At 70.5% G+C, this 18235-nt stretch carries 17 protein-coding genes; 5 read left to right on the forward strand and 12 right to left on the reverse strand.

What is annotated here, in order from left to right; all coding sequences use genetic code 11:
* Positions 1-57: 57 nt before the first annotated feature.
* The 6 genes from ACWC2T_RS08680 to ACWC2T_RS08705 all read right to left on the reverse strand — a co-directional run bounded on the left by ACWC2T_RS08680 (position 58) and on the right by ACWC2T_RS08705 (position 6365).
* On the reverse strand, positions 58-945 hold the full coding sequence (locus ACWC2T_RS08680) for an HAD-IIB family hydrolase (protein ID WP_450669679.1): 888 nt from the start codon (positions 943-945) through the stop codon (positions 58-60).
* Positions 946-1017: 72 nt separating this feature from the next.
* Entirely contained in the window at positions 1018-1920 is a 903-nt protein-coding gene (locus tag ACWC2T_RS08685; protein ID WP_450669680.1) for an LLM class flavin-dependent oxidoreductase, read from the reverse strand.
* Between the two features lie 112 nt (positions 1921-2032).
* Positions 2033-2581 (reverse strand): RNA 2'-phosphotransferase, encoded by a 549-nt coding sequence (locus ACWC2T_RS08690; protein WP_450669681.1) that lies wholly within the window; start codon positions 2579-2581, stop codon positions 2033-2035.
* Positions 2582-2701: 120 nt separating this feature from the next.
* A complete protein-coding gene (locus ACWC2T_RS08695; RefSeq protein WP_450669682.1) occupies positions 2702-3649 on the reverse strand; it encodes a MerR family transcriptional regulator in 948 nt (315 codons plus the stop codon).
* Between the two features lie 86 nt (positions 3650-3735).
* The gene (locus ACWC2T_RS08700; protein WP_450669798.1) at positions 3736-5490 is read right to left on the reverse strand and encodes an SDR family oxidoreductase; all 1755 of its coding nucleotides are present in this window, start codon (positions 5488-5490) and stop codon (positions 3736-3738) included.
* A gap of 32 nt (positions 5491-5522) precedes the next feature.
* Entirely contained in the window at positions 5523-6365 is an 843-nt protein-coding gene (locus ACWC2T_RS08705; protein WP_450669683.1) for a M24 family metallopeptidase, read from the reverse strand.
* A 245-nt stretch (positions 6366-6610) separates the two neighbouring features.
* On the opposite strand from ACWC2T_RS08705, the gene ACWC2T_RS08710 reads away from it, so the two are divergent.
* The 5 genes from ACWC2T_RS08710 to ACWC2T_RS08730 all read left to right on the forward strand — a co-directional run bounded on the left by ACWC2T_RS08710 (position 6611) and on the right by ACWC2T_RS08730 (position 10457).
* Positions 6611-7591 carry an ABC transporter ATP-binding protein gene (locus tag ACWC2T_RS08710; protein ID WP_450669799.1) on the forward strand — a complete coding sequence of 327 codons (981 nt, stop codon included), beginning with the start codon at positions 6611-6613 and terminating at the stop codon, positions 7589-7591.
* Positions 7581-8498: an ABC transporter permease gene (locus ACWC2T_RS08715; RefSeq protein WP_450669684.1), complete on the forward strand. Its 918-nt coding sequence runs from the start codon at positions 7581-7583 to the stop codon at positions 8496-8498. The genes ACWC2T_RS08710 and ACWC2T_RS08715 overlap by 11 nt, the downstream gene beginning before the upstream one ends.
* Entirely contained in the window at positions 8495-9406 is a 912-nt protein-coding gene (locus ACWC2T_RS08720) for an ABC transporter ATP-binding protein (protein ID WP_351208622.1), read from the forward strand. The genes ACWC2T_RS08715 and ACWC2T_RS08720 overlap by 4 nt, the downstream gene beginning before the upstream one ends.
* A 10-nt stretch (positions 9407-9416) precedes the next feature.
* Positions 9417-10136, forward strand: coding sequence for an ABC transporter permease (locus ACWC2T_RS08725; RefSeq protein ID WP_450669685.1), 720 nt, complete (start codon positions 9417-9419; stop codon positions 10134-10136).
* Between the two features lie 78 nt (positions 10137-10214).
* Positions 10215-10457, forward strand: a complete 243-nt coding sequence (locus ACWC2T_RS08730) for an SGM_3592 family protein (protein ID WP_450669686.1) — start codon at positions 10215-10217, stop codon at positions 10455-10457.
* Positions 10458-10817: 360 nt separating this feature from the next.
* Here ACWC2T_RS08730 and ACWC2T_RS08735 read toward each other — a convergent pair whose 3' ends face one another.
* The 6 genes from ACWC2T_RS08735 to ACWC2T_RS08760 form a co-directional block, all read right to left on the reverse strand.
* Entirely contained in the window at positions 10818-11618 is an 801-nt protein-coding gene (locus tag ACWC2T_RS08735; protein ID WP_450669687.1) for an HAD family hydrolase, read from the reverse strand.
* Positions 11615-12892 carry a serine--tRNA ligase gene (gene serS, locus ACWC2T_RS08740; RefSeq protein ID WP_450669688.1) on the reverse strand — a complete coding sequence of 426 codons (1278 nt, stop codon included), beginning with the start codon at positions 12890-12892 and terminating at the stop codon, positions 11615-11617. The genes ACWC2T_RS08735 and serS overlap by 4 nt, the downstream gene beginning before the upstream one ends.
* Positions 12893-13474: 582 nt before the next feature.
* Complete coding sequence (gene pheA, locus ACWC2T_RS08745; RefSeq protein ID WP_450669689.1) at positions 13475-14410, reverse strand: prephenate dehydratase; 936 nt, start codon at positions 14408-14410, stop codon at positions 13475-13477.
* A 99-nt stretch (positions 14411-14509) separates the two neighbouring features.
* Positions 14510-15793, reverse strand: a complete 1284-nt coding sequence (gene efeB, locus ACWC2T_RS08750; RefSeq protein WP_450669690.1) for an iron uptake transporter deferrochelatase/peroxidase subunit — start codon at positions 15791-15793, stop codon at positions 14510-14512.
* Between the two features lie 8 nt (positions 15794-15801).
* Positions 15802-17730 (reverse strand): copper resistance CopC/CopD family protein, encoded by a 1929-nt coding sequence (locus ACWC2T_RS08755; protein ID WP_450669691.1) that lies wholly within the window; start codon positions 17728-17730, stop codon positions 15802-15804.
* A 17-nt stretch (positions 17731-17747) separates the two neighbouring features.
* Positions 17748-18221: a copper chaperone PCu(A)C gene (locus ACWC2T_RS08760; protein ID WP_450669692.1), complete on the reverse strand. Its 474-nt coding sequence runs from the start codon at positions 18219-18221 to the stop codon at positions 17748-17750.
* Positions 18222-18235: the final 14 nt, after the last annotated feature.

Consider the following 18235-nt stretch of genomic DNA (forward strand, 5'->3'; position numbering starts at 1 on the left):
TCACCGGCTCCGGTTCCGGCTCCGGTTAGGGCTTCGGCGACGAACGGCGAAGGGGCTTCAGAAGCGGCCGGTGAGCAGGTGCTCGATCACCACGGCGACGCCGTCCTCGTTGTTGGCGACCGTACGGCCCGACGCGGCGGCGATGACATCGGGGTGGGCGTTGCCCATCGCGTACGACTGGCCGGCCCAGGTCAGCATCTCGACGTCGTTGGGCATGTCGCCGAACGCGACGACCTCCTCGTGCGAGATACCGCGCTCGGCGCAACACAGGGCGAGCGTGCTGGCCTTGGAGACGTCCGGGCCGCTCAGCTCCAGCAGGGCGCTGGGGCTTGAGCGGGTGACGTTGGCGCGGTCGCCGATCGAGAGCCGGGCGAGGGTGAGGAAGGCGTCCGGGTCGAGATCCGGGTGGTAGGCCAGGATCTTGAGCACAGGCTGGTCGGCGTCCGGGCCGTCGGGGGCGAGGAGGCGCTCGGCGGGCAGCAGGTTGTCCGGTATCTCCATGTGCAGCTTGGGATAGTCCGGCTCCTGGTGGAAGCCGTACGTCTGCTCCACCGCGAACACCGTGCCGGGTGCCGCCTCACGTAGCAGCCGTACGGCGTCCAGCGCGTTCTCGCGCGCCAGTTCGCGCACCTTCACGAAGTGGTGGGCGCCGGGGCCGCCGTGCAGGTCGACCACGGCGGCGCCGTTGCCGCAGATCGCCAGGCCGTGGCCGTGGACATGGTCGCTGACGACGTCCATCCAGCGGGCCGGACGGCCGGTGACGAAGAAGACCTCGATGCCCGCCTCCTCGGCGGCGGCCAGCGCGGCCACGGTGCGCGGGGAGACCGACTTGTCGTCGCGCAGCAGGGTGCCGTCGAGGTCGGTGGCGATCAGCCGCGGCCGTACGGCGGCGGACGGGGTCCCGGGCTGTCTGGTCGCTGAGGTCACCCGGTCATTCTCGCGCATATGCCCGCACGGCCGTGCGGAACTGCGCACAGATGAGACGCAGATGACGCCCGGCTCCTGTCGCGGTACCGGTCAGTCCAGCTGGGCGGTGGCCTCCATGGCGATCTGTTCGAAGACCTTCTCGTCGGCGGCGAAGTCGGAATCCGGGATGGGCCAGTGGATCACGATCTCGGTGAAGCCCAGCTCCTGGTGCCGGCCGGCGAAGTCCACGAAGGCGTCCAGGGACCGCAGCGGCCGGGCGCGGTCCGGGGTGAAGCCGGTGAGCAGGATCTTGTCCAGGCCTGTCACGTCCCGCCCGGCGTCCGCGCAGGCCTCGGACAGCTTGGCGATCTGCCCGCGCAGCGCCTCGACGGACTGCTCAGGGGTGCCGTGCTCGTACAGCTTCGGGTCGCCGGTGGTCACCCATGCCTGGCCGTGCCGTGCGGCGAGCCTGAGGCCGCGCGGTCCGGTGGCCGCCACCGCGAAGGGCAGCCGGGGCCGCTGGAGGCAGCCCGGGATGTTCCGGGCCTCGTGCGCCGAGTAGAAGCGGCCCTCGTGCGACACCGCGTCCTCGGTGAGGAGGCGGTCCAGCAGCGGCACGAACTCGGCGAGCCGGTCGGCGCGCTCGCGCGGGCTCCACGGCTCCTGGCCCAGGGCGGTGGCGTCGAAGCCGGTGCCGCCGGCGCCGATGCCGAGGGTGATCCGGCCGCCGGAGATGTCGTCGAGGGAGATCAGCTCTTTGGCGAGGGTCACCGGGTGCCGGAAGTTCGGGGAGGTCACGAGCGTGCCGAGGCGCAGCTGCTCGGTGGCGGCAGCAGCGGCGGTCAGGGTCGGGACGGCGCCGAACCACGGGCCGTCACGGAAGCTGCGCCAGGACAGGTGGTCGTAGGTGTACGCGGTGTGGAATCCCAGCTGTTCGGCCCGCACCCAGGCCGAACGGCCGCCCTCGCTCCAGCGGCGGTACGGCAGGATCACGGTGCTCAGACGCAGACTCATGCGTCCGAGAGTAAGCGGCTCCACCGACAAAGGGTCAAAGCGGTCACCGTATGCGGCTGCTCGGCCACGGACCGAGCAGGACACCGGGGTGTGCCCCTTGTGCGTGCGGCTTTCAGCGCGGTTCGGAAAACCGCAGGTAGCGCGGGGGTACAGCCTGTGTCAGCCAGACGCAGTTGGCGCTGACGTGGAAGATGTGGCCGTCGCGGTGCATGGCTCCGGCGTCGACGGTGAGCACCACGGGGCGGCCGCGCCGGGCGCCGACCCGGGTGGCGGTCTCGCGGTCTGCGGAGAGGTGGACGGCGTGCCGGTTCATGGGCCTGAGGCCGTCCGCCCTGATCGCGTCCAGGTTGCGGGCGACGGTCCCGTGGTAGAGGTACGGCGGCGGGGTCGCCGGGGGCAGGCCGAGGTCGACCTCGATGCTGTGGCCCTGGCTGGCGCGGATCCGTTCGCCCTCGACCGCGAAGCGCTGTTTGTCGTTGGCGGCCACTACGTGGTCCAGCTCCTCGCGGGTGAACCGGAATCCGTGGGCGGCGGCCGCGGCGATCAGCGTGTCGATCTCCACCCAGCCGCCCGGGTCCAGCGTGATCCCGATGCGCTCCGGCTGGTGGCGCAGGTGTTTCGAGAGGTACTTCGACACCTTCACGGTGCGTCTTTCGTCCATGCCTCCAGCGTGCGGCAGAGACGCAGATCACGCAGGTTTTTTTCTTCGTAGGTTTGATCCACAGCCAACTGAGGTTATCCACAAGCGAATTGACGAATCTGTGGACAAGGGGCATAGGAATTAGGGCGATTCGCGAAGTTCCTTGTCGATCACGGCTCCTGACGCCAGTAGGTCCAAGATCCGTGCTCTCACCTCGCGTTCGGCCGCAAGTGCGATGAACTCGGACACATGCTCCCGCCCAACAAGCCTTTCCACAGCGTGGATCGTTCCGGTGGGAAGGGAGACGGAACCGTCGGCCGGGAGCTCGTCACCGGGGCTCTGTGCACCGAGGTGTGTACGCAGCTGCCGGGTCGCCAACGCCCGCATCGCACGGGCCAGTTCGGCGTCCACCGTCTGTTGGGCCAGAGGGCGCAGCCTGCGCACCAGCGAAGCGGCTTCCGCCGCGTGCGCGTCCGTACGGTGATCCGGATCGTCCAGGTAGCGGGCGAAGACGTACTCGGTGGTGAACTGAAGGAAACGGGCGGCGATGTGCTCCACCTGTCCCCTCAACTCCCTCAGATGGCCGGAAATCGCGGACAGGGGGACACCTGCCTCGTGCAATTCCACAGCCACGGACAGCTCTTGGGGGCTCGGCACGAGGAAGACGTCCGGGTCGCCGTCGGTCCGTTCCAGGACGCCGAGTTCGACCGCCTCGGCCACGGCGTCGTCGTCGGGCGTGCCGCCGAAGCGGGCGTCGAGTTCGGCGCGGGTGATGCGGTCGGGGCGCTCGTCCGTCCACGGCCCCTCCACCTCGGTGACCAGGCCGAGGACGCCGCCCAGGCCACGGCCGGTGTCCCAGGCGTCCAGCAACTCCTTGATGGAGGCCAGGGTGTAGCCACGGTCGAGGAGATGGGCGATCTGGTGGAGCCGGGTGATGTGCGCCTCGGAGTAGAGATTCACGCGGCCCAGGCGTTCGGGACGGGGGAGGAGGCCGCGGTCCTGGTAGGCGCGGATCGTCCGCACGGTGGTGTGGGTCTGGTGGGCCAAGTCCTCGATGCGGTAGGTCTTGTGGACCGGAGCGTCGGACATGTTCGGATCCCTCGGCTGGTGACCGTTGCTGGGGCGGGCCGCCGGGGGCCCACCGGCGTCGGCAGGTGCCCCCAGCAGCCGTCAGCTCACAACTTCGGCTCCACGCGCGCGAGTCGCCGCAGCGCCCCCGGCAGCACGCGCGACAGCAGATGCGCGCCCCGCGCCTCCGGCGTCACCGGCACCACCGCCCTGTTGCGGGCCACGGCGTCCAGGATCGCCTCGGCGACCTTCTCCGGGGGGTAGTTGCGCAGGCCGTACAGGCGGGCCGAGTTCTTCTGGCGGCGGCGCTCCTCCGCCTCGTCCACACCGGCGAAGCGCGCCGTGGAGGTGATGTTCGTGTTGACGATGCCGGGGCAGATCGCGCTCACCCCGATGCCCTGCCCGGCGAGTTCGGCGCGCAGGCACTCGGAGAGCATCAGCACCGCGGCCTTGGAGGTGCTGTAGGCGGGCAGGGCCCGGGAGGGCTGGAACGCCGCGGCCGAGGCGATGTTGACGATGTGGCCGCCCTGACCGCGCTCGGCCATCCGCGCGCCGAAGAGCCGGCAACCGTGGATCACGCCCCACAGATTGACGTCCAGGACCTTGCGCCAGTCCTCGGACGTGGTGGCGAAGAAGGAGCCCGACAGTCCGATGCCCGCGTTGTTGACCAGCACGTCCAGCACGCCGTACTCGCGGTGCACCTTTTCCGCGAGTTTCTCCATCGCCGGCTCGTCGGAGACGTCGGCGGTCTCCGCCCAGGCCTCCGGCGCGCCGATCAACCGGGACAGTTCGGCGGTGCGGGCGGCGGCCTCGGCATCGCGGTCGACGGCCACCACGCGCGCGCCGGCCTCCGCGAACGCGAACGCCGTGGCCCGGCCGATGCCGCTGCCCGCCCCGGTGATCAGCACCAGTTGCCCGCCGAACCGTTCGGCATGGTGGCCGGTGGCCTTCGGTTCGGGACGGCCGCCGTCCACGGACATGATGAATTCCTCGATCCAAGAAGCGAGTTGATCAGGGCGGGTGCGCGGGACCCAGTGCCCCGCGGGGAGCGCGCGGCGGGTCAGCTGGGGCACCCACCGCTCCAGGTCGTCGTACAGGCGCTCCGAGAGGAACGCGTCCCCCTGGGGCGTGATGAGCTGCACGGGCGCGTGCGCGTACGCGTCCGGGCGCGGCCTGAGCAGCCGGGTGCGGACGTTGTCCCGGTACAGCCAGGCGCCGTGTGCCGCGTCGGAGGGCAGGGACGAGGTCGGGTAGTCGCCTCCCGGCACCTTCTCCACCCGCTGGAGGATCTTCGGCCAGCGCTTGCCGAGCGGTCCGCGCCAGGCCAGCTCCGGCAGGGCCGGAGTGTGCAGCAGGTATACGTACCAGGACTTGGCGCCCTGGCCGAGGAGCTGGCCCACCCGACGGGGCGTCGGGCGCTGCACGCGCGCGTTGATCCAGTGCCCGAAGTGGTCCAGGGACGGTCCGGAGATCGAGGTGAAGGAGGCGATACGGCCCTCGGTGCGGCCGACCGTGACGAACTCCCAGGACTGCACCGAGCCCCAGTCGTGTCCGACCAGGTGCACCGGGCGGTCGGGGCTCACCGCGTCCACGACGGCCAGGAAGTCGTCGGTGAGCTTGGCCAGCGTGAAACCGCCGCGCAGGGGCTTGGGCGCCGTGGAGCGGCCGTGGCCCCGGACGTCGTACAGGACCACGTGGAAGCGGTCGGCCAGGCGGACGGCGACCTGGGACCAGACCTCCTTGCTGTCCGGGTAGCCGTGCACCAGCACCACCGTGGGCTGCTCCGGATCGCCCAGCTCGGCCACGCACAGCTCGACCCCGCCGGTCGCCACCCGGCGCTCCCGCGCACCCTTCAGCGTCACGTCCGCCGTCACCTCTCCCGCGCCGTCCGCCGTCACTTCTCCTCCGCCCAGCGCCGCACGTGCGGCAGGTCGTCGTCCAGCCAGAAGGCGCTCTGCTCGGGGTCCGTGGAGTCGGTGACCACGAGGATCTCCTCGAACTTCGCGCCCGTACCCCTGAAGCCGAGGTGGGGTTCGACCGCCCACAGGCCCGGCTGCGGCGGATGGTCGGAGAAGCGGTACGGCGACCACAGCGGCGACCAGCCCTCGCGGTGGCCGTGCAGCGCGTCGGCGGCCAGGCCCTTGAGGGACTGCGTACCGAACCCGAACAGATGAGGGGAGAAGCGGCGCTGCTTCACCCGGTCCACCTTGTGGGCGATCACACCGAAGGGATAGGCGCGGTGCCGGTTGGCATAGCCCTGGCGGACCATGAGCCGGTCCACGTCCTCGTAGATCTCGCGCAGCGGGCGCCGCTCGCGCACCTCGCGCAGGATCAGCTCGCGGTGCGCCTCCAGGTCGGCCATCAGCCGGTCCTGCACCGGGTTGACGCCGAGCGAGCCCGAATAGCCGATGTCCGCCGTGTACCCGTCGTAGACCGGCGCCATGTCCAGGATGAACGGCATCCCCGGCTCCAGGGCGCGGTCCGTGGGGAAGAACTGCAGGGGTATGCGGAAGTTCACGAACGCCGTGCGGTCGCCGAACCAGGCGAAGGGCAGGTGGAACCAGTCCCGCACCCCGCGCTCGCGCAGCCACTCCCGCTGCATCCGCGCCGCCTCACGCTCGGTCACGCCCGGCTCCAGCCACGCCGCGACCGCCTCCGCGCACTCGTAGGCGAGGCGCTGCACCCGCCTGAACCCCCGCAACTCCACGGAGAGTTCGCTGCTCACTGCCGTCGTCATGCCGCCCCGTCCCGTCGTGCCGCCGACTCGCGTCGACTGCGGTACGCGTCCGTAACTTGACACTGGTGAATGTGACAGTTGTTAGAGGCGGCGTCAATAGTGGGGGCGGCAGGCTGTGGAAAACCCTCGGTAACCCTTAGGTGGGGGCATCCCTTAGGGCCCCGTAATACTTGGGTCTGACGCGAAGACGGCTCTGAGGTCTGACGACCGGCGTGGTCCGGATCACTACCGTCGAAGACGTGACTGTGATCGCGACCGAAAGCCTGAGCAAGCGGTTCCCCCGGGTGACCGCGCTCGACCGGCTGTCCGTGGACATCGGACCCGGTGTGACCGGACTCGTCGGAGCCAACGGCGCCGGCAAGTCCACCCTGATCAAGATCCTGCTGGGTCTGTCCCCCGCCACGGAGGGCCGCGCCGAGGTGCTCGGCCTCGACGTCGCCACCAAGGGCGGCGCCATCCGCGAGCGCGTCGGCTACATGCCGGAGCACGACTGCCTGCCGCCCGACGTCTCGGCCACCGAGTTCGTCGTCCACATGGCGCGCATGTCCGGCCTGCCGCCCACCGCCGCGCGTGAGCGCACCGCGGACACCCTGCGCCACGTCGGGCTGTACGAGGAGCGCTACCGCCCCATCGGCGGCTACTCGACCGGCATGAAGCAGCGGGTCAAGCTCGCCCAGGCGCTGGTGCACGACCCGAAGCTGGTGTTCCTGGACGAGCCGACCAACGGCCTCGACCCGGTCGGCCGGGACGAGATGCTCGGCCTGATCCGCCGCATCCACACCGACTTCGGCATCTCGGTCCTGGTCACCTCCCACCTCCTCGGCGAACTGGAGCGCACCTGCGACCACGTCGTCGTCATCGACGGCGGCAAGCTGCTGCGCTCCAGCTCCACCACCGACTTCACCCAGACCACGACCACTCTCGCGATCGAGGTCACCGACAGCGACGCCCACCCCGACGGCACCCGCGCGGTCCGCGACGCGCTCCACGCGCGCGGTGTGGAGACCGAGAACGAGGGCGCCGGACTGCCCGGCGCCGGACACGTCCTGCTGCTGACCGCCCAGGGCGAGGAGACGTACGACCTGGTCCGGGACGTCGTCGCCGACCTCAGCCTCGGCCTGGTGCGCATGGAGCAGCGCCGGCACCACATCTCCGAGGTGTTCACCAGCAGCGCCGAACACAGCGGCGACGAGCAGCGGAAGGAGGCCGTCCGCCATGGCGGTTGAGCGCCCTTTGCAGCCCCTGACCTCACCCGCGGGCGACCAGACCCGCATCCACGACATCGGCTACCGCGGCTACGACGGCCCGCGCCTCGGCCGTGCCTACGCCCGCCGCTCGCTGTACGCGCAGTCCCTGCGCGGCGCCTACGGCCTCGGCCGCTCGGCCAAGACCAAGGTGCTGCCGATGCTGCTGTTCGCGGTGATGTGCGTGCCCGCGGCCATCATGGTGGCCGTCGTGGTCTTCACCAAGGGGCATGACCTGCCGGTGACCTACACGCGGTACGCGATCATGCTGCAGGCCGTGATCAGCCTTTACGTCGCCTCGCAGGCACCCCAGGCCGTCTCCCGCGACCTGCGCTTCAAGACCGTGCCGCTGTACTTCTCGCGGCCCATCGAGACCGCAGACTACGTACGGGCCAAGTTCGCCGCGCTCGCCTCGGCGATCTTCATTCTCACCGCCGCTCCCCTGCTCGTGATGTACGTGGGCGCGCTGCTGTCCAAGCTGGGCTTCGCCCACCAGACGAAGGAATTCGCCGAGGGACTGGTCTCCGTGGCCCTGCTCTCCCTGCTCTTCGCCGGCATCGGCCTGGTGATCGCCGCCGTCACCCCGCGCCGCGGCTTCGGCATCGCCGCGGTGATCGCGGTGATGATCATCTCCTACGGCGCGGTCAGCACGCTCCAGGCCATCGCGAACGTGCAGAACCATTCCTCCGTCATCCCGTGGATCGGCCTGTTCTCGCCCATCACGCTCATCGACGGCGTCCAGTCGGCCTTCCTGGGCGCGACCGCCCGCAACCCCGGCGCCGTGAACCCGTCGACCGGGCAGGGACTGGTCTACGTCCTGGTCGTGCTCGCCCTGATCGCCGGCAGCTACGGTCTGCTGATGCGCCGCTACAAGAAGGTGGGACTGTGACGACCCTCAGCATCGACCACGTCTCCCGCTGGTTCGGCAACGTGGTCGCCGTCAACGACATCACCATGACCATCGGCCCCGGTGTCACCGGCCTCCTCGGTCCCAACGGCGCCGGGAAGTCCACCCTGATCAACATGATGGGCGGCTTCCTCGCCCCCTCCACCGGCACCGTCACCCTCGACGGACAGCCGGTGTGGCGCAACGAGCAGATCTACCGGCACATCGGCATCGTCCCCGAGCGCGAGGCGATGTACGACTTCCTCACCGGCCGCGAATTCGTCGTCGCCAATGCCGAGTTGCACGGCCTCGGCGACAAGGCGGCCCAAAAGGCCCTCGCCACGGTCGAGATGGAGTACGCGCAGGACCGGAGGATCTCCACGTACTCCAAGGGCATGCGGCAGCGTGTGAAGATGGCGAGCGCACTGGTCCACGACCCCTCGCTGCTCCTGCTGGACGAGCCGTTCAACGGCATGGACCCGCGCCAGCGCATGCAACTGATGGACCTGCTGCGCAAGATGGGCGACGAGGGCCGCACCGTGCTGTTCTCCTCGCACATCCTCGAAGAGGTCGAACAACTCGCCCGGCACATCGAGGTCGTCGTCGCGGGACGGCACGCCGCCAGCGGTGACTTCCGCAGGATCCGCCGGCTGATGACCGACCGCCCGCACCGCTACCTGGTCCGCTCCAGCGACGACCGCGCCCTCGCGGCCGCGCTGATCGCCGACCCCTCGACGGCCGGCATCGAGGTCGACGTCACCGAGGGCGCGCTGCGCATCCAGGCCGTCGACTTCGGCCGCTTCACCGCCCTGCTGCCCAAGGTCGCCCGCGACCACGGCATCCGGCTGCTCACGGTCTCGCCGTCCGACGAGTCCCTCGAGTCCGTCTTCTCGTACCTGGTCGCGGCGTAGGAGGCCGAAGATGTACGACCCCACTGTCGCCCGGCTCACCTATCGGGCGCTGCTCGGCCGCCGCCGGGCCCTCATCCTCGGCGTGCTGCCGCTGCTGCTGATCGTGATCTCCGTGGCCGTGCGCGGCCTGACCGGAGCCGACGACCAGACCGCCTCCGACGTCCTCGGCGGCTTCGCGATCGCCACGATGGTGCCGATCATCGGCGTCATCGCGGGGACCGGCGCGATCGGACCGGAGATCGACGACGGCTCCGTCGTCTACCTGCTGTCCAAGCCGCTGAAGCGGCCCACGATCATCTTCACCAAGCTGATCGTCGCCATCGCCGTGACCATGGTCTTCTCGGCGGTGCCGACCCTGATCGCGGGCCTGATCCTCAACGGCAACGGCCAGCAGGTCGCCGTCGCCTACACGGTCGCCGCGCTGGTGTCCTCCATCGCCTACTCGGCGCTGTTCCTGCTGCTCGGCACGGTCTCCCGGCACGCGGTGGTCTTCGGGCTCGTCTACGCGCTGGTCTGGGAGGCGCTGTTCGGCTCGCTGGTGCCCGGCGCGCGCACGCTCAGCGTCCAGCAGTGGTCGCTGGCCGTCGCCCACAAGGTCGTCGGCGGTGACCTGGTGACCTCGGACGTGAGCCTGCCGACGGCGACGGTGCTGCTGGTGGCGGTGACCGTGCTGGCCACCTGGTACGCCGGGCAGAAGCTGCGGACGCTGAAGCTGGCGGGCGAGGAGTAGGCCTGCGGCGGCTTGACGGTGGCTTCACCTCGTCCCCGGCACACTGAGCAGAACGGATGTACGGCTAGGAGGCCGGTGATGGCAGAGGAGATGCCGCGGAACGACGGGCGTGAGCGGTCCGACGGTGATGTCTGGGGCGAGCTGGTCCTGGACGAGGCCTTCGTGCGTGCCGCCGAGACCTCCGAGCCGTCCGCCAGAGCCCGCATGCTCGCCGCCCGCTGGCGTGCCGAGGAGCCCGAGCCGCAGCCGTGGCGCTCCGAGGAGCCCCCGGCGGGCTGGTTCTTCAGCAAGGCCCGCCGCCGCAGATGGCGTCGCCGGTAGCCGCGCCTTTTGTTCGGTTATTCAGTGGCGCTCAACTCGGCGGCGGGGCAGAGTGGTTGTGCCCCATCCGCCGGGATCGTCCCGGCGTCACGATCCGGGAGAGGAGCCGGGCGATGCCCATGCACGGCAGTACGCCCAGCTCCCGACAGGGCAGCCCGAGGCCGGCTCCGGTGTAGTTACCCCACCGTGGAGCCCAAGGGGGCAGCCCGGGGCGGCCGCGAGGTGCTGCCGCTGTGGTACGGCCGGTCTTCAGCCGGGGTTGGTCATGTCGGCGCCCCGCGCTGCAGGCTGTGCCCACCCGTTCCGCCCTGCGGAACGATTGCCTACAGCGGTTGGCCCGCGCGGCCGCCTTCCCAGCCTTCAGCCCAGCAACCGCTCCAGCACCACCGCGATGCCGTCCTCCTCGTTGGAGGCGGTCACCTCGTCGGCGACCGCCTTCAGCTCCTCGTGGGCGTTGGCCATGGCCACGCCGCGGGAGGCCCAGGCGAACATCGGGATGTCGTTGGGCATGTCGCCGAAGGCGATCGTGTCCGCGGCCTTCAGACCGAGACGCCGGGCGGCGAGAGACAGCCCCGTGGCCTTGGACAGGCCCAGCGGGAGGAGTTCCACGATGCCCTCGCCCGCCATGGCGACCGTGACGAAACCGCCGGCCGCCTGCCGGGCGGCGTCCGCCAGGTCGTCATCGCCCATCGTCGGGTGCTGTATGTAGATCTTGTTCAGCGGCGCGGTCCACAGGTCGGCCGCGTCCGTGAACGGGGTCGCGGGCAGCTTGCCCGTGACCGCGTAACCGGGGCCGACCAGCACCTCGCCGTCGAGCCCGTCCCGGCTGGCCGCCAGATACAGCGGACCCACCTCGGCCTCGATCTTGGCCAGGGCCACGCCCGCCAGCTGCCGGTCCAGGGTGACCGAGGTCAGCAGGCGGTGCGTCCCGGCGTCGTAGACCTGTGCGCCCTGACCGCAGACGGCGAGGCCGCCGTAGCCGAGGTCGTCCAGGATGTGCCGGGTCCACGGGACCGCGCGGCCGGTGACGACGATATGGGCCGCGCCCGCCGCGGTGGCCGCGGCGAGCGCGTCACGGGTGCGCTCGGAGACCGACTCGTCGGAGCGCAGGAGCGTTCCGTCGAGGTCGGTCGCGATCAGCCGGTAGGGGAAGCCGGTCACTGGGCGACCGGCTCCAGGACCTCCCGGCCGCCCAGGTACGGGCGCAGCACCTCGGGGACCCGGACGGACCCGTCGGCCTGCTGGTGGTTCTCCAGGATCGCCACGATCGTCCGCGGTACGGCGCACAGCGTGCCGTTGAGCGTGGCGAGCGGCTTGACCTGCTTGCCGTCGCGGACCCGGATCGACAGGCGGCGGGACTGGAACTCGGTGCAGTCCGAGGTCGAGGTCAGCTCGCGGTACTTGCCCTGGGTCGGGATCCACGCCTCGCAGTCGAACTTGCGGGCGGCCGAGGCGCCGAGGTCGGCGGAGGCGACATCGATGACGCGGAACGGCAGCTCCAGCGAGGTCAGCCACTGCTTCTCCCACTCCAGCAGCCGCTGGTGCTCGGCCTGGGAGTCCTCCGGCGCGACGTACGAGAACATCTCGACCTTGTCGAACTGGTGCACACGGAAGATTCCCCGCGTGTCCTTGCCGTGCGAGCCGGCCTCGCGGCGGAAGCAGGGCGAGAAGCCCGCGTACCGCAGCGGCAGCCTGTCGGCGTCGAGGATCTCGTCCATGTGGTACGCGGCCAGCGGCACCTCGGACGTGCCGACCAGGTACAGGTCGTCCTTGTCGAGGTGGTAGACGTCCTGGGCCGCCTGGCCGAGGAAGCCGGTGCCGGCCATGGACTGCGGGCGGACCAGCGCCGGGGTCAGCATCGGCGTGAAGCCGGCCGCGGTGGCCTGGGCCAGTGCCGCGTTCACCAGGGCCAGCTCCAGCAGGGCACCGACGCCGGTGAGGAAGTAGAAGCGGGAACCGGAGACCTTGGCGCCGCGCTCGACGTCGATGGCGCCGAGCAACTGGCCGAGCTCCAGGTGGTCCTTGGGCGCGAAGCCCTCGGCACCGAAGTCGCGGATGGTGCCGTGCGTCTCCAGCGTGACGAAGTCCTCCTCACCGCCGACGGGCACGTCGGGGTGGACGAGGTTGCCGAGCTGGAGCAGCAGCTCCTGGGTCTCGGCGTCGGCCGCGTCGCGCTCGGCGTCGGCGGCCTTGACATCGGCGGCGAGCTGGCTCGCGCGCTTCAGCAGCTCGGCCTTCTCGTCGCCGGTGGCCTTGGGGATCAGCTTGCCGAGCTGCTTCTGCTCGGCGCGCAGCTCGTCGAAGCGGACGCCGGAGGACCTGCGCCGCTCGTCGGCAGACAGGAGGGAGTCGACGAGCGCGACGTCCTCTCCACGGGCGCGCTGGGACGCGCGCACACGGTCGGGGTCCTCACGGAGCAGGCGAAGGTCAATCACGAGGCCAAGGCTACCGGTGTGGGCTTGCCGCTCACGAATCCGTATTACGGGGAGTTCGGATTCGCCACTCTTTGTCGCTTACGTTCTGTTATGAGCGAATTGCGTAACGTGTCGGAACCCATCGAAACGCGTCAAGGAAAAGTGTCTCACTCCCTGGGACGGGGCAGCGTTCCGGCGATCGGTTGACCGGACTCCCTTGTGGAGAACGGGACTTCGCGGGCCCGCTGTCCACAGGAATCCACACCCTCCGAAGAGTTATCCACAGGCTGTGTGGAAGGTCTGTGGATTTCGGAATTGATCACTCCGGAACGGCGCGGCGGACTGAAGAATTCCCAGGGCAAACCCGGTTCACACCCACTTTTGAGTGGAAAGCGGTCGCTCCAAAAGATGAATCAATGGAAACGAGTGGACGAAGGGTGAGCTGCGGGGCAGTGGCCGCATCGGGGGCACGAGGGGCGATTTGTCGACCGGCTCACGCTCTCTTGTCGACTTGTCCCCAGGTCGAGAAGCGGACCTGTGGATAACTTCTGTGGATAACGAAGATATGCAGGTAGTACTGGCTGGAAGCAGTCTACGGCCGCCTCAGAACCGGCCGTCCTGGCAGCGCGCCACCCAGTCCGCCGCCGCCATGAACTCCTCGTCCGAGGTCCCCGGCCGGGTCGCCGGAGCCTCGGCCGGCGCGATGTCCGCGCGGGGGTAGGAGCCGAGGAAACGCACCTGCAGACAGATCCGCTTCAGGCCCATCAGCGCCTGAGCCATCCGCCGGTCGGAGATATGGCCCTCGGCGTCGATGCAGAAGCAGTAGTTGCCGATGCCGGCGCCGGTCGGCCGGGACTGCAGCAGCATGAGGTTGATGCCGCGGGAGGCGAACTCGCCGAGCAGATCGCGCAGCGCGCCGGGATGGTCGTCGCGCTGCCACAGCACCACCGAGGTCTTGTCGGCACCCGTCGGCGCGGCGGGCCGGGCCGGGCGGCCGACCAGCACGAACCGGGTCTGCGCGGTCTCCGGGAAGTCGTGGATCCCGGTCTCCAGCGCTTCGAGGCCGTACCGCGAGGCGGCGAACTCGCCGGCGAAGGCGGCGTCGTACCGGCCCTCCTGGACCAGACGGGCGGCGTCCGCGTTGGAGGCGGCCGACTCCCAGGCGGCGTCGGGAAGGTTCTTCCGCAGCCAGTTCCGCACCTGCGACTGGGCGGCCGGGTGGGCGGAGACCGTCTTGATGTCCGACAGCTCGGTGCCGGGCCGGACCAGCAGCGCGAAGGTGATCGACAGCAGCACCTCGCGGTAGATCATCAGCGGTTCGCCCGCGACCAGCTCGTCCAGGGTGGTGGTGATACCGCCCTCGACGGAGTTCTCGATCGGCACGAACGCGGCCTCGGCCTCGCCGGCCCGCACCGCGTCCAGCGCGGACTGCACCGACACATACGGGACGAGCTCCCGGGTGGCCGCTTCCGGGAGCGTCCGCAGGGCGACTTCGGTGAAGGTGCCCTCGGGGCCGAGATACGCATAGCTCGCTGGCATGTCCTCACCCTAATGGCCGCAGCGGAAAGCGGCTTCCGTGTCTCACGGACACCACTCGACCGGGTGGTTTGAAACCCCGATCGCCACTTAAAAGAGAGGTCAGCCCTCCAGCAGTCGCTGCCCCACGTACTCGCCCTCGGCGGCCCCGCCCGGCACCGCGAACAGCCCGCTCGCCTCGTGGCGGATGTACTGCGACAGCGCGTCGCCCCGGTCGAGCTTGCGCTGCACCGGCACAAAGCCGCGCAGCGGGTCGGCCTGCCAGCAGACGAAGAGCAGACCGGCGTCCGGCGTGCCGTCCGCGTCGAAGCCGTCGTGGTAGGAGAAGGGGCGCCGCAGCATGGCGGCGCCACCGTTCCTGTCGGGCCGGGTGATCCGGGCGTGCGCGTTGAGGGGGACGACGTACTCGCCCTTGGCGTCGGTCTTCTCCAGGTCCATCGGGGTCGTCTCATCGCCTCCGGACAGCGGCGCCCCATTGGACTTCCGGCGCCCGATGACCGCCTCCTGGGCCGACAGCGACAGCTTCTCCCAGTCGTCCAGGAGCATGCGGATGCGGCGTACGACGGCGTAGGAACCGTTCGCCATCCAGGCCGGCTCGCCCGAGGCGGGCACGAAGATCCGTTGGTCGAAGTCGGAGTCGGCCGGCTTCGGATTGCGGGTGCCGTCCAGCTGGCCCATGAGGTTGCGGGCGGTCATGGGGTGCGCGGTGGCGCCCGGGGTCCGGTTGAAGCCGTTCATCTGCCAGCGCAGGCGGGCCGCGCCGCCCGCGTCCTTCTGGAGGGCACGCAGAGCGTGGAAGGCGACCAGGGCGTCGTTCGCACCGATCTGCACCCACAGGTCGCCGTCGCTGCGTGTCTTGTCGAGGTGGTCGGAGGAGAAGTCCGGCAGCGGATCCAGCGCGCTCGGCCGCTGCTTCTCCAGACCCGTCTTCCCGAAGAAGGAGTGCCCGAAGCCGAAGGTGATCGTCAGTGAGGAGGGCCCGGCGTCGCGGGCCACATCGGTGTCGTCGTGCGGCGCGGCCTCGCCCGCCATCAGCCGCTCGGCCGTCGTCGACCAGCGGCGCAGCAGGGCTGCGGCCTCTTGGCGGCCGGCGCCCGCCGCCAGGTCGAAGGCGACCAGATGACCGCGCGCCTGGAGGCCCTCGGTGATGCCGGGCTGATGTTTCCCGTGAAACATCGCCCGATCGGAGCCCAGCGAGCTCAGCGGGGTGGCCGGGGCAGGCGCGGCGGAATAGCCCACGGCGCCGCCGGCCGCGCCGAGCACGAGCCCGGTGGCCCCCGCGGTGCCGAGCAGGGCGCGCCGTGAGATGCCGTGGCCGCCCGCGGGCTCGGACGTCTCGGACGCCTTGGCGGAGGTGCGGGCCTGAGGGATGGACTGGTCGGGCATGGTGTCGTTCAGCCGATCTGCGCGTTCTTGGAGACGGTCACCTGGTCGATGTCGGAGGTCCGCACGGTGACGGCGATCTTCCAGTCGCCGGCCATGGGAATCTGCACTCCGCTCGCCGACCAGTGGCCGGTCGTGATGTGGTCGGGGGTCACGGGCAGCGGGCCGATCTTCTTCGCCTCCAGGGTGAACTCGACCTTCACCTCGGGGATGTCGAAGGCCCGGCCGTTCGAGCCCTGGACGTACACATGCATCTCGTTGCCGCCCACGCGCGCGGGGTCGAGGTCGACGCTGACGACGCCCTTGCCGTCGGTGCCGCCGGTGTCGAAGGGCATGTCCAGGGTCAGCGCGCCGTTCGAGGGCGCCGTGGCGGAGCTGGAGGAGGACGAGGAGGCGGCCTTGGCGTCCAGTTCGGTGCGGCCCGGCTCGGTCTGGGTCAGCCAGGTGGTGACGGCGAGCAGCACGACCGCGACACCGGCCTCGGCGAGCACCGTACGGCGCAGGCCGAAGCGGTTCGCGTCGCCGTCCCGCAGCCGCTTCTGCCGGGCCGCGTCCATCGCGGCCCGCTGCCGGGCGAGCTGCGCGGCACGCTGGGAGTCCCCGGAGCCGGCGTTCTTCGCGGCCGCCTTCGCAGCGGTGACGCGCTCCTTCTCGCTCTCCGCGGCGTCGGCGCCCGTGGCGGCAGGGGCGGTGTCGTCGCCGAGCCGTCCCGTCCACCGCCGCGACACGGAGGCGATCCCGACCAGCAGGGCCACCAGGGAGATCTTGACGAGCAGCAACTGCCCGTACCGGGTGTCGGTGAACGCCGACCAGGCGCCCAGCTGCCGCCAGGACTGGTAGACACCGGTGGCGACGAGCGCGACGACGGAGCCGAAGGCAAGGCGGGAGAAGCGGCGGACGGCGGCGGCCTCCACCGGTGTCCCGGCGGGCGCCCGGTACAGAGCCACCAGCAGGGCGGTCAGCCCGCCCAGCCAGGTGGCGACGGCCAGCAGATGGACGACGTCGACGGGCATGGCGATGCCCGGCTGGAGCCCGACCGAGGCATGCTCGGCCATGGCCCAGCTGCTCGCGAGCCCCGCCGCGACGACCACACCGCCGATGGCGAGCCCGAAGGTCAGATCGCGCTTCTCCTGGCCCTCCTCGCGTTTGGTGTAGGCGCCGAAGAGGACGGCGATGAACAGCGCGGCGGCGGCGAGCAGCAGCAGCCGGGAGACCAGCGCCGCGCCGGTCTTGGTCTGCAGCACCTGGCCCAGCAGACCGAGGTCGAAGACGTCGGCGAGCTTCCCGGAGGTGGTGTAGGAGCCGCGCAGGAGCAGCAGCCACAGGGTGGCCGCGGTGAGCGTGAGCCAGCCGCCGACCACGAGCCGCTGCAGGGCCCGTACGCCCGCGCCGCGCCGCCAGCAGGCGAGCACGAAGGCCGCGCCGCCGGCGAGCACGATGAACCCGGCGTACGACGCGTACCGCCCGATCGCGTAGAGCGCGCCCACGACTCCGCCGCCCGCGACCGGCCCGGTGCCGGACACCACGGTCTGCGAGGGCGCCCCGATGGAGAAGGTGTAGGCGCCGGAGACCGGGTGGCTGTCGGCCGAGACGACCTGGTAGGTCACCGTGTAGGTGCCGTTGCCCAGGCCGCTCCTCAGCTTCACGGCGTACGTCGTCCCGCTCAGGTTGGCCGGGCCGCCGGTCTGGACGGCCTTGCCCCTGGGGTCGAGGACGCGCAGGGAGTCGTCGTTCATCGCCACCTTCTCGGAGAAGGTGAGCGCGACCTGGCTGGGTGCCTGCTTGACCACCACCCCCTGTGCGGGGTCGCTGCCGGTCAGCGCCGCGTGCGCGGAGGCCGGTCCGGCACCCGCGAACAGTGCGCCGGTGACGGCGAGGAGCAGCAGTACCAGGGTGCGCAGGCTGCCGCGGTGTCCCGTGGGGGTGATGGTCCGCGTCACGGTGGTGGGTCCCTCCCTCAGTGGCCGGTCGACGGGTTGTACGTGGCGGACTTCACCGGCATCTCGACGGTGAGGGGTCCGGACTTGGCGAAGGTGAGCTTCAGGGTGACCGTCTGGCCCTGCTGCGGCTTGCGCTTCAGCCTGTCGAACATCAGGTGGTTGCCACCGCTTTTGAACACGAGTTGACCGTGGGCGGGTATGGAGAAGGAGCTTTTCTCCTGCATGGCGCCGCCCAGGGTGCTGTGCATGGTGATCTGGCCGGCGACGTCACTGGTCACCGCGGTCAGCTCGTCCTCGGCGCCGCCCTTGTTGCTGATCGTCAGAAAGCCGGCGGCCATGTCGGCGGAGACCGGCTGCGGCATGTACGGCCCGCTCACCGACAGTTCGGCCTTCGCGGACCCGGAGCCCGAGCCGGAGTCCGAGCAGCCCGCGAGGGCTAGGGCGCCCGCGAGGGCGGCGGCCGCGGTCAGGACGGCGGGGTGGCGCCTCACAGGTTGCCTCACAG

The organism is Streptomyces sp. NPDC001393 (genome assembly GCF_053597455.1).